Consider the following 11,511-nt stretch of genomic DNA (forward strand, 5'->3'; position numbering starts at 1 on the left):
CCTCCCGCCGCCGCACCCCTCCCGCCACGACCGAAGGACCACCCCGCATGAGCATGACCCCGGAGCAGGCCACCTGGTTCGCCGACGTCGCAGGCCGAATCGTGACCAACGTCGAGCAGGTGCTCCTCGGGAAGACGTTCGTGATCCGCCTCGCGGTCACGGCGATGCTCAGCGAGGGGCACCTGCTCCTCGAGGACGTCCCCGGAACGGGCAAGACGAGCCTCGCCCGGGCGATGGCGCAGAGCGTGCAGGGCACCACGAACCGCATCCAGTTCACCCCCGACCTGCTGCCGGGCGACATCACCGGCATCAGCGTCTACGACCAGCGGACGCAGGAGTTCGACTTCCACCGCGGGCCGGTCTTCGCGAACATCGTGCTCGCCGACGAGATCAACCGCGCGAGCCCGAAGACGCAGTCCGCGCTGCTCGAGGCGATGGAGGAGTCCGCGATCACGGTCGACGGCGTCAACCACCGTCTCGCCGCGCCGTTCATGGTCATCGCGACCCAGAACCCGATCGAGCAGGCCGGCACGTACCGTCTGCCCGAGGCGCAGCTCGACCGTTTCCTCATGAAGACGTCCATCGGTTACCCCGACCACGCCGCGACGGTGAAGATCCTCGAGACCTCGTCGGCTCCCTCCGCGTCGGTCCCGCTGGCGAGCGTCGTGCCCGCCGCGACCATCACCGAGATGGCCGCCCTGGCCCGCACCGTGCACGTCGACGCCGTGATCGCCGACTACGTCGCCCGCCTGGTGGACGCGACCCGCTCCGCGAGCGAGGTCCGGCTCGGCGTCAGCGTCCGTGGGGCGATGGGCCTGATCCGTGCCTCCCGTGTCCTCGCGGCGCTGAGCGGTCGCCACTACGTCACGCCGGACGACGTGAAGGCACTGGCCGTCCCCGTCCTCGCGCACCGCCTGGTGCTCGACGCCGAGGCCGAGTTCGACGGTGTCAGCGCACCGAGCGTCATCGCGCAGCTCCTGGTGGAGACCCCGCCGCCCGCCGACCGAGTCACGACGTGACGGACCGCCGGCCCGTCTCCACGCGCTCGCGCCGTCCGTCCTCGACGCGGTCGCGTCGTGGCACGACGGCGTACGAGCGCACGGGGACGGTCACCGGCATGACCAACGTCCGGACGCGCATCGTCGGTGACCGCGAGGGCGTGGCAGCGGATGCGGTCATCGGGATCGTCCGGCTCTGGGCAACGGCCTGGAGGCTCGTCCTGCGTCTCTGGGGCGAAGTCTCGTCCGTCGTCACCGGGCTTGGGTGGACGGTCGCCGCCCTGACGATCGTCGCGTTCGTGACCGGCTACCGGTTCGGCCTGCGGGAGATCGTCGTCGTCGGGTTCGCCGGCGCCGTGCTCGCGGTGGTCGCCGCGGTGGCGCTGATCGGCCGATCGCGGCTGGCGATCCGGATGCGGCTGCCGCAGCACCGTGTGGCGGTCGGCGACGACGCCGGCGTGATCATCACGGCCGAGAACCCCACGCGCCTGCCGTCGGTGCCGACCACCGTCGAGGTGCCGGTCGGATCCGGGCTGGTCGACGTCGCGATCCCCGCCATCGGTCCGCACGGCACCTTCGAGCGGGAGGTCCCGGTCCCGACGCTCCGCCGCGGGGTGCTCGACGTCGGTCCCGTGACGGGCGTCCGCGCCGACCCGGTGGGACTCGTCCGCCGCGAGCTGGTCTGGACCGCCCGTGAGCAGGTCATCGTGCACCCGCGCACGATCGCGATCCCGTCGACGAGCACCGGCCTGGTGCGCGACCTCGAGGGGCAGGCGACGACGGACCTGTCACCCGCGGACATCGCCTTCCACGCCATCCGCGAGTACATGCCCGGCGACGATCCGCGCACCATCCACTGGAAGTCGACCGCCAAGTCCGGCGCGCTCATGGTCCGGCAGTTCGAGGACACCCGTCGCTCGCACCTCGTCGTCGCGCTCGGCATCGCCCGCGTTGAGTTCGCCGACGACGAGGAGTTCGAGCTCGCAGTCAGCGCGGCCGCGTCCCTCGGTGCGCGGGCGATCCGCGACGGCCGCGAGGTCTCGGTCGTGGTGTCCCAGCGCACGCCCGAGTTCGCGAAGCGTGCCGTGTACGCCGTGCGGACGCTCCCCACCGTCACGCCGACGCGCCTGCTCGACGACTTCGCCTCGGTCGGCCTCGCCGACGCGTGCCTGCCGATCGCCGAGGTCTCCCGGATCGTCGGGAGCGACACCGAGGGCATCTCCGTCGCGTTCCTCGTGGTGGGGTCGACCGTCGGCCTGCCCGCCCTGCGACTCGCCGCCACGCGGTTCCCCGTCGGGGTGGAGGTCGTCGCGGTGATCTGCGAGCCCGAGGCCCAGCCGCGGTTCCTGCGCGTCGCGGGTCTGACGGTGATGACCATCGGCTACCTGGACGACCTCCGGCACGCCCTGCACCGATCGGCGTCGGCAGCATGAGCGCCGCACCCGTGACCACCCCGGCCCCGGCACCGGACCGGGCGAGACGCTCGACCCGACGTTCCGACCGACGCGACGCACGGCGGCTCGTGCCGTTCCGGCTCGCCGGCGGCACACTGGCGGTCTGGCTGTTGCTGGCCGTCGCGAGCACGTCCTGGTGGCCGGTGTACCGGGACGGCGCGATGATCACCGCCGCGGTGACCGCGATCGTCATCGGGACGGTCGTCGCGCTCCTCGGCACCCTGTTCCGGCTCCCGACGGCCGTCGTGGCGATCGCGACCGTCGCCGCCTTCACGCTCACGGGCGTCCCCGCCGCCGTGCCGAGTCAGGCCAACGGCCTGCTGCCCACCGGACGCGGACTCCTCGACCTCTTCGCCGGCGTCGCCCTCGGCTGGAAGCAGCTGGTGACCATCAGCCTGCCGGTGGGCTCCTACGAAGCGCTCCTCGTGCCCTACTCCGTGACGCTGCTCGTGGCGGCGGTGACCGCCGTGAGCGTGGCGACCCGCGCCTCCAGGCAGGAACTCGCGAGCATCCCGGCACTGGTGCTCTTCGCGGTGGGGGTCGTCGTCGGGCCGAGCCGACTCGACACGTCGATCGTGACGGCGGTCGTCCTGGTCGGCCTCGCCCTCGTCTGGGCGCTGACCGTGCGGCACGCGCGTCGCGCCGTCGCGGTGGCGACCACCATCGGTGCACGCGTGCCGGTCGCGCGGTCGATCGTCCGCCCCGCCCTCGTGGGAACCGGCACCATCGTGGCCGCGGCGGTCGTCGCGACCGGACTCGGCCTGGTGGCACCTCCGTCGGGAGAGCGCACCGTCGCACGCACCGACGTCGTGAAGCCGTTCGACCCACGCGACTACGTCAGTCCGCTCAGCGGGTTCCGCGCCTACGAGGAGTCCACCGCCTCGGACGCGACCCAGCTCCGGGTGACCGGCCTGCCCGAGGGCGGGTTCGTGCGAATCGCCACGCTCGACACCTACGACGGCGTCGTCTACCGCGTCGGCGGGGCCGACGGTTCGGCCGGCTCGGGCACCTTCGAACGGGTGCCGACCGCGGTCGACGTCCGCGGTGTCCTGGGCACCACGGTCGACGTCGGTGTGACGGTCGACGGGTACCGCGGTGTGTGGCTGCCGACGGTCGGTGACCTGGAGCGCGTGGAGTTCACCGGGCAGGACGCCGACGACGAGCGCGGCGCCTTCTTCTACAACGGATCGACCGGTACCGGCGCCGTGGTCGGCGGAGTCGGGGACGGCACGTCCTACGACCTGACGGCGGTGCTGCCCGACCAGCCGACCGAACGGCAGCTGGCCACCGCACGGCCGGGGAGCGCCGCCGTGCCCACCGCACGGGACGTCCCCGACGCCGTGCGCGACACCGTGGAGTCCACGACGAAGGAGGTGTCGGCACCCGGTGCGAAGCTCCTCGCCGCAGTGCAGTCCCTGCAGCGGAACGGGTACGTCAGCCACGGCGTCGGCGACGACCGGATGAGTCGGTCCGGTCACGGTGCCGACCGTGTCCAGGAGCTGCTCACCGCACCCCTGATGATCGGGGACCAGGAGCAGTACGCCGCGGCGGCCGCACTGATGGCGGACGAGATCGGGTTCCCGGCACGTGTCGTGATGGGCTTCACGGCCGGAGGGGACTCGGGCCGCGACGGCACCGCAGCGCGTGGCGGGACGACGACCTTCCGTGGGTCCGACGTCACGGCCCGCATCGAGGTGGACACCGCGCAGTGGGGATGGGTGATGCTCAACCCCAACCCCGAGGTGCGCGAGATCCCGAACGAGCAGCAGCAGACCCCGCAGCCGGTCACTCGACCGGAGACGGTGGTGCCGCCGCCCCCGGTCGACCGGCAGGACCAGGACCAGCAGACGCCCCCCGAGAGCGACCGGAACACGCCGCCGGTGCAGCCGCTCTGGCTCCAGATCCTGCTCGCGGTGCTGCCCTGGGCCCTCGGGACGCTCGGCGTGGTCGCGCTCGTCCTGCTGCCGTTCGCCGTGATCGTGCTGCTGAAGCGACTGCGGCGCCGCCGACGGCGGAACGCCACCACACCCCGCGGCCGCATCGTCGGCGCCTGGGACGAGTACCGCGACGCACTGCTCGACCGCGGGCACGACGTGCGGCAGGCAGCAACCCGACGCGAAGCCGTGGTCGGTGCACCGGGCGACGGTGGCACCGGACTCGCCGCGCTGGCCGACCGTGCGGTGTTCGGTCCGAGTGACGCCGACCAGACCACCGCCGACCGCATGTGGGCGGCGACCGACGATGCGATCGGTTCGCTCGGGACAGGGCGGACCAGGCGGGAGCGGTTCCGCACCGCCGTCTCGCTCCGGTCCCTGCGGGGGACGGGACGCCGTCCGACGGCACGGTCCCGTCGGCGGACCGGCGGCCAGGCTGCGTCGGGGCGCGGCGACTACGATGTCCAGAGGCCGGACGAGCGTCGTGGACGGCCGAGTGAGGACAGAGGCACCACGTGATCAGATGCGAACACTGCGGATCGATGCTCCCGGACGGAGCGATCTTCTGCGGTGAGTGCGGACGCGCGGTCACCGCCGCCGCGAGCCGTCGCCCGGTCGCGCCGACCCCCGTCGAACAGGCACCGCCGCCACCGTTGCAGCAGCCCGACGCCCACGGCCGACGGTCCGACCCGGCCTCCGACGCCTGGTTGCCCGAAGCCACGCTCGATCCCGCCACGCGTGCCTGGCTCACCGGTGCCGACCGTCGCGGGACCGAACCGCCGGCACCCGTGCCGGTGCAGCGTCCCGACGACTTCGCGCCGCGCCAGGCCCCCTCCCACGTGCACGGTGCCGGGTCCGGGTTCGAGGACTGGTCGGGTGCACCGGGCCAGTCGGAGTCCGAGCCTCCGCTCGATCCCGATGCGTACCCGTCCGAAGCCCTCGATGCCGACGACCCCGAGCGCACCCGCATCGCCCCGGCTCCCGGTCGCCCCGAGACGCCCGAGGACCCGATCCGCGATGCTGCGTCGTCGGTCTCGGACCAGGCGGCGCGACAGCCCGTCGAGCCCCAGCCCGTCATGCCCCAGCCCGTCGAGCCGCAGCCCGCTGCCGAGCCCTCCGTGCCGGTGTGGGCACCGCCAGCTGCCACCGCACCCCCGGCGGCACCCGCCGGTCCGTCCTGGTGGGTCGGTCGCGGTACCCCGGCTGCCGAGGCGCCCGCCGAGCCGGTCGTCCCGCCGATACCGGGAGCACCCGCCGAACCTGCTCCCGAGCAGGATGCTGCGGCTCCTGCCCCCGACGAACTCGGCGCGCAGGAAGCCCAGAACGCACAGGATGCCCAGGAACCCCGGGACGCACAGGGTGCCCGGGACGCCTCCGAGCCGGAGCCCGACGAAACGATCGTGGCGGCGTCGGAGACCAGCGCCACCGATGACCAGCCGGCCGTCGTGTCGCCCCCGCAGCCCGGGGACACCGCCGTGGTCGAGCCGCTGATCGACCGTCGACCGTCCCGTCCAGCCCCGCTCGTCACCCCGGGCATGCACGAGACGACCATCTGCCACGTCTGCGGCAACCGTCTCGAGCCCGACGACATCTTCTGCGGCGAGTGCGGAGCCGTCCGTCCGGCGGTCACCGCGGCCTTCACCGGCCCGGTCATGCCGCTGCCGATGACCCGACCCGACTGGGCAGCCGAGGAGTCCGACGGCACGCAGGCCCCCGACGCGGGCAGCGAGCCGGAAGAGTCCGACTCGCATCCGGCCGAGCCCGCGGCTTCGAGCGAGTCCGACGAGCGCGTTGCGCGCGACGAGCCGGACGACGAGATCCCGGTGGACGACGAGTCCCTCCGCGCCGAGGTCGAGCAGTCCGATGCCGACCGACGTCCCCGCGGAGCGCACGCTGCACCGGTGACCGAGCCCGAGCCGCCGACCGAGGCGTCCGTCGTGCCGCGCACGCCGATCCCGCCGGTGCCCGGTTCCGCCACCGTCCCCTCCTCGGCACCGTCCGCCGACACCGCGGGCGTGCCCTCCGCTGCACCGCTGCCCCCGATCCCGGGAGCGACCGGACCCGCGCTGCCGCTCCCGCCCGTCAACCGGTCGGAGTCGAACGCAGCGGCCGGCGCGCTCGACGACCTCGACGAGGACGTCGACGAGACCCGCATCGTCGCGAAGACCCCGACCCGGGCACCGTTCGTGCTGCACTTCAGCACGGGTGAGCGGCTCGGCGTCCACGGCACCGGCCTGCTCGGCCGGCTGCCGCGACCGCAGCCGGGGGAGCGCTACGACGATCTGCTGACCGTGCACGACCCGGGCAAGTCCGTGTCGAAGACGCACCTCGAGCTCGGCCGCGACGGCGACGACCTGTGGGTCTCCGACCGGTTCTCCGGCAACGGCACGGTCGTGCGCCACATCGACGGATCGATCCGCCGCTGCGAGCCCGGTCGCCGGTACCGCGTCGAGCGTGGTGCCCGCGTCGACATCGGTGAGCAGTTCTTCCTCGTGCAGTAGGCGACTTCTCCACAGATCGGATCCCGGGCCAGCGCTGAGCTGCTCGTTCCTGGTGCGATGGGGTCATGTCCCGGTTCACCGCACGTTGCGTGATCGTGGGGGCCGCGGTCGCGCTCGTCGTGGCCGGGGTCCTCGCGCCGATCAGCGGCACGGGGCAGGGCGTCCTGCTCGGCGCGGGTGCGTGCTGCGCACTGGTCGACGTGGTGCTGCACCGATCGGGCTCGCCGGACCCGGTCGTGGTCGTCGTTCCGCGCGGGACCGACCAGCCCGCCGAGCCCGGACCGCTCGGTGCGCCGCAAACGCTGACGGGCACCGTTCCCGAGGACGGCGACGGCACGCCGGCACTCGTCCTCGGGCACGGTCCGGGCGGCCGCGTGCTCCGGGTCGACGCCGCGTCCCACGTCGTGGTCGTCGGTGCCGGAGCACTCGCCGTCGCGGTGTTCCGCGGGCTCGCCGAGCAGCTCCGAGCCGCTGCCGCCCGCACCGACGAGGACCTGCGCTGGGCCGCTGCTCCCGAGGTCCTCGACGCCGTGGGGACCAGCAGCGCCGATCCAGCCTCGAGCGCCCGGTCAGCGAGCACCCGGGCAGCGAGCACGCTGTCAGTGCACGCCCTGCCGTCGGGGACCTCGGTCGCGGTGCGGATGGGGGCCGACGGCCGACCGCACGGGTCCGTGGTGCTCGTGGCCGGACTCGGATCGGCGCCTCGTCAGCAGGACGTCACCGTCGAGGTCTCACGGTACGGCTGCTCCGTCCGTCGACCCGACGACCACGCGGTCGTCCGAGTGTCCCCAACGCTGCCGGTCCTCGTCCCCGACCCCGTGAGCGCCGATCGATGACCACCGCCGACTCTTGACCAGCCCCGAGCGATGACCAGCGCCGACCCTTGACCAGCGCCGACCAACGATCAGCGCAACCCGGAGCCGACCCGCACCGCGCCGACGGGCACGCCACCGCCGAGCACCCGCTCACCGGTCGCTTCGAGTACCTCGGCCACCCCGTCCGACGCGACGAGTCGGTTCCGCTCGAGCAGCGCCAGGGCCGCCAGGGTGCCGGCCCGCTGCGAGCCGTCGAGCACCTTCACGGCCACGGCCGCGCCTCCGGGCAACCCCATGACCATGACGCCCTCGGCACCGAGCTTCGCCAGCACCTGCAGTCGCTCGATGGTGACCGTGTTCGCGCGTCCGACGCCGTCGATCGCCCACGGGTGCGCCAGGACCGCGTCGGTCAGGGCAGCGGAGTCGTCGTCGGCCCGTGCCACGACACCGGCGAACCCGCGTGCCAACCCCGTCAGGGTGAGCGGGAACACGGGGGCGCCGCATCCGTCCGTACCGACCAGGTCGACGGTCTCGTGCGTGTACTCCTCGACCACGGAACGCACCCGCTGCTGCAACGGGTGCTCGATGTCGAGGTACGTGGCTTCGTCCCAGCCGTTCACCCGGCAGGCCGCGAGCATGCCGGCGTGCTTGCCGGAGCAGTTCATCGCCAGTCGGCGGGGGCCGTCCATCGTCCGGGCGGTCCCGCGGTCGAAGGGCATGTCGGGCGGGCAGCCGAGGTCGGCCTCGACGTGGTCGAAGGACTCGAGCATGTGCAGGGCGAGCGCCTGGTGGGCCGCGGTGCCGGCGTGGCTCGCGGTGGTGAGGACGAGTTCCTCGTCGGAGAACAGCGCACCGGCACGGCGGACGGCGAGGGCCTGGAACGGCTTCATGGTGGAACGCGGGTAGATGCTCGCGGTCACGTCGCCGACGGAGTCGATCACGGTGCCGCTCGCGTCGACGACGACGCCGGCGCCGACGTGCCGGCTCTCGTCGAACCCTGAGCGTTCGAGCACCGCCAGCTCGACGGAACCGTCGGCGGTGAGAGGATGGCGATCACTGCGGACTTCGGGGTTCACCGTCATGCCGCCATGCTAGCCAAGGCAAAGGGGCGCACCCGTGCACGACCACTCCTACGAGGTCTCCGTCAGCTGGACCGGCGACCGGGGGACCGGCACCTCCGGGTACCGCGACTACGGACGCGAACACGTGGTCTCGGCGACCGGCAAGCCCGACGTCCCCGGCTCCGCCGACCCGACGTTCCGCGGGGACCGTGACCGCTGGAACCCCGAGGAGATGGTGGTCGCGGCGCTGGCCCAGTGCCACATGCTCAGCTACCTGCACGTCGCGGTGACGAAGGGCTTCACCGTCGTCGACTACCAGGACACCGCGACCGCGTCGCTCCGCCTGAACCGCGACGGTTCGGGTGAACTGACCGAGGCGACCCTGCACCCGGTCGTCACCATCCTCGAAGCCGACCGGGCCGCGGACGCCGAAGCCGCACACGTCACCGCGAACGAGCTCTGCTTCATCGCGCGGTCCGTGGCGTTCCCGGTGCACCACGAGCCGCAGCTGGTCGTCCGACCTGCGTCATTGGCAGGGGACTCTTCGACAGGTGGGGCAGACTAGGTCCTCGTGAAGCGTCTCCGCCTGCTCCCGATCGCCATCGTCCCCGCCGTCGTGCTGGGACTCGCCGCCTGCTCCGGCTCCGGTTCGAACGGGTCCTCGGCCTCGCCGACCCCGTCGGCCAGTGCCACGGCCTCGGCGATCACCTCCTGCCCCGACCCGGGCAAGTCGTCAGACGCCATCAAGGCGACCGGGTCGTTCGGTGGTCCGAAGGCCCCGACCGTGAAGTTCTCGTCCGGCCTGTCCGCGAAGACGCCGCAGGCCACCCGCCTCGTGAAGGGCAAGGGCGCGGCGCTCGACGAGGGCGACTACGCGCAGGTCTCCTACAGCGTGTACGAGGCATCGGACGCCAAGAAGCTCGGCACCGTCGGCTTCGACGAGGGCAACCCGCAGGTGCTCTCCGTCGGCGGATCGGGCTTCGGCGCGCTCCTCGCCTGCTCGAAGGTGGGCGACCGGGTCGCCGCGGTCGGACAGTCCTCGGCACTCGGCTTCAACACCGGCGGTGAGATCGTCGTGGTCGCCGACGTCGTCGCGCAGACCCCGACCAAGGCGACCGGTACCCCGCAGGACCAGGATCCGGGCCTGCCCACGGTCAAGGACAAGGCCTCGGGCGAGCCGGAGATCACGGTCCCCGACGGCGTCAAGGCGCCCACGAAGACCACGGTCGAGGTGCTCAAGCAGGGCGACGGCACCGAGATCGCCGACGGCGACACCGCACTCGTGCAGTACAAGGGCGTCGTCTACGACACCGGCAAGGAGTTCGACTCCTCGTGGTCGAAGGGTGTCCCCACCACCTTCACCGTGTCGGAGAGCGCGCTCATCAAGGGCTTCGTCACCGGGCTCGTCGGGCAGAAGGTCGGCTCGCAGGTCCTGATCGTCGCCACGCCGGAGGACGCATACGGCGCGAACCCGCAGGAGGGCTCGGGCATCCCGAAGAACGCCACGCTCGTCTTCGTGGTCGACATCCTCGCCAAGGGCTGACCGTGACGGACGGCCGCCTCGGCACCACCGGTCCTGATCGTCGGCGGATCGTCGTCCTGGGTAGCACCGGCTCGATCGGCACCCAGGCGCTCGACGTCGCCGCCCGCAACCCCGATCGGTTCGAGGTCGTCGGGCTCACCGCCGGCAGCAACCGCGACGTCGTCGCCGAACAGGCCGCCCGGTTCGGCGTCCGCGACACGGCGTTCGGCGCGGCCGACTCGGAGCAGCTGGTCCGGAGTGTCGAGGCCGACGTCGTCCTGAACGGCATCACCGGCTCGGTCGGCCTCGGCCCGACGCTCGCGGCCCTCGAGACCGGCGCCGTGCTCGCCCTCGCGAACAAGGAGAGCCTGATCGTCGGCGGCTCCCTCGTGCAGCAGGCCGCGGCGCCCGGGCAGATCGTGCCCGTGGACAGCGAGCACTCCGCCATCGCGCAGGCGCTGCGCTCCGGCGCCGACGCCGAGGTGCAGCGGCTCGTCCTGACGGCGAGCGGCGGTCCGTTCCGTGGGCGCACCCGCGAGCAGCTCCGCGACGTCACGCCCGCCCAGGCACTGGCGCACCCGACCTGGGACATGGGTCTCGTCGTCACGACGAACTCCGCGACCCTGGTCAACAAGGGGCTCGAGGTCATCGAGGCCCACCTGCTCTTCGACGTGCCGTACGACCGCATCGACGTCACCGTGCACGCGCAGTCGATCGTGCACTCGATGGTCGAGTTCGTCGACGGCTCCACCATCGCGCAGGCGTCGCCGCCGGACATGCGGCTGCCGATCGCGCTCGGCCTGGCCTGGCCGGACCGGGTGCCCGGCGTCGGCGTGCCGCTCGACTGGACGACCGCGAGCACGTGGACGTTCGAGCCGCTCGACCAGGACGCCTTCGGCGCCGTCGCCCTCGCCAAGCGGGTGGGTGAGCTGGGCGGCACGTTCCCGGCCGTGTTCAACGCCGCGAACGAGCAGGCCGTCGCCGCGTTCCACGCGGGTGCGATCGGTTTCCTCGACATCGTCGACACGGTCGAGCGCGTCGTCGAGGAGCACACCGCGGGGGAGCCGTCACTCGACGGCGTGCTCGCCGCGGAGCAGTGGGCCCGCACCGCTGCGGACCGCGCGCTGACCCGCTGACGCGAGTCGCGCCTCCCGTCCGACGCGGAGGCGGCAGATCGCGGACGTGACGCACAGGCCTGGAGGCCCAGCTCGCCTCTCAGACGGCGC

The 11,511-nt window shown here is 72.9% G+C and carries 9 protein-coding genes; 8 read left to right on the forward strand and 1 reads right to left on the reverse strand.

Features of this window, described 5'->3' with window-relative positions:
* Positions 1–47: 47 nt before the first annotated feature.
* The 5 genes from DEJ21_RS02250 (at position 48) to DEJ21_RS02270 (ending at position 7,723) form a co-directional block, all read left to right on the forward strand.
* Positions 48–1,019, forward strand: a complete 972-nt coding sequence (locus DEJ21_RS02250; RefSeq protein WP_027465773.1) for a MoxR family ATPase — start codon at positions 48–50, stop codon at positions 1,017–1,019.
* Positions 1,020–1,117: 98 nt separating this feature from the next.
* The gene (locus DEJ21_RS02255) at positions 1,118–2,431 is read left to right on the forward strand and encodes a DUF58 domain-containing protein (RefSeq protein ID WP_250897261.1); all 1,314 of its coding nucleotides are present in this window, start codon (positions 1,118–1,120) and stop codon (positions 2,429–2,431) included.
* A complete protein-coding gene (locus DEJ21_RS02260; protein WP_111223586.1) occupies positions 2,428–4,905 on the forward strand; it encodes a DUF3488 domain-containing protein in 2,478 nt (825 codons plus the stop codon). The genes DEJ21_RS02255 and DEJ21_RS02260 overlap by 4 nt, the downstream gene beginning before the upstream one ends.
* Entirely contained in the window at positions 4,902–6,887 is a 1,986-nt protein-coding gene (locus DEJ21_RS02265; protein ID WP_111223587.1) for a zinc-ribbon domain-containing protein, read from the forward strand. The genes DEJ21_RS02260 and DEJ21_RS02265 overlap by 4 nt, the downstream gene beginning before the upstream one ends.
* Positions 6,888–6,952: 65 nt before the next feature.
* Positions 6,953–7,723 carry a hypothetical protein gene (locus tag DEJ21_RS02270; protein WP_111223588.1) on the forward strand — a complete coding sequence of 257 codons (771 nt, stop codon included), beginning with the start codon at positions 6,953–6,955 and terminating at the stop codon, positions 7,721–7,723.
* Between the two features lie 68 nt (positions 7,724–7,791).
* Here the strand turns inward: DEJ21_RS02270 and DEJ21_RS02275 are convergent, their stop codons facing one another.
* A complete protein-coding gene (locus DEJ21_RS02275; RefSeq protein WP_111223589.1) occupies positions 7,792–8,784 on the reverse strand; it encodes an asparaginase in 993 nt (330 codons plus the stop codon).
* Between the two features lie 34 nt (positions 8,785–8,818).
* On the opposite strand from DEJ21_RS02275, the gene DEJ21_RS02280 reads away from it, so the two are divergent.
* The 3 genes from DEJ21_RS02280 to dxr are packed head-to-tail and all read left to right on the forward strand — an operon-like array spanning position 8,819 to position 11,421.
* Positions 8,819–9,328: an OsmC family protein gene (locus DEJ21_RS02280; protein ID WP_111053976.1), complete on the forward strand. Its 510-nt coding sequence runs from the start codon at positions 8,819–8,821 to the stop codon at positions 9,326–9,328.
* A 6-nt stretch (positions 9,329–9,334) separates the two neighbouring features.
* Entirely contained in the window at positions 9,335–10,306 is a 972-nt protein-coding gene (locus DEJ21_RS02285; RefSeq protein WP_071404621.1) for an FKBP-type peptidyl-prolyl cis-trans isomerase, read from the forward strand.
* A 2-nt stretch (positions 10,307–10,308) separates the two neighbouring features.
* Positions 10,309–11,421 (forward strand): 1-deoxy-D-xylulose-5-phosphate reductoisomerase, encoded by a 1,113-nt coding sequence (gene dxr, locus DEJ21_RS02290; RefSeq protein WP_111223590.1) that lies wholly within the window; start codon positions 10,309–10,311, stop codon positions 11,419–11,421.
* The last annotated feature ends 90 nt before the right edge of the window (positions 11,422–11,511 follow it).

This window comes from Curtobacterium sp. MCSS17_006 (assembly GCF_003234215.1).
Lineage (GTDB): Bacteria > Actinomycetota > Actinomycetes > Actinomycetales > Microbacteriaceae > Curtobacterium > Curtobacterium flaccumfaciens.

Bases quoted from the DNA above. Each gene is read 5' to 3' on its own strand.
- DEJ21_RS02250 (WP_027465773.1), top strand. From the start codon at position 48: ATGAGCATGACCCCGGAGCAGGCCACCTGGTTCGCCGACGTCGCAGGC.
- DEJ21_RS02255 (WP_250897261.1), top strand. From the start codon at position 1,118: ATGACCAACGTCCGGACGCGCATCGTCGGTGACCGCGAGGGCGTGGCA.
- DEJ21_RS02260 (WP_111223586.1), top strand. From the start codon at position 2,428: ATGAGCGCCGCACCCGTGACCACCCCGGCCCCGGCACCGGACCGGGCG.
- DEJ21_RS02270 (WP_111223588.1), top strand. From the start codon at position 6,953: ATGTCCCGGTTCACCGCACGTTGCGTGATCGTGGGGGCCGCGGTCGCG.
- DEJ21_RS02275 (WP_111223589.1), bottom strand. From the start codon at position 8,784: ATGACGGTGAACCCCGAAGTCCGCAGTGATCGCCATCCTCTCACCGCC.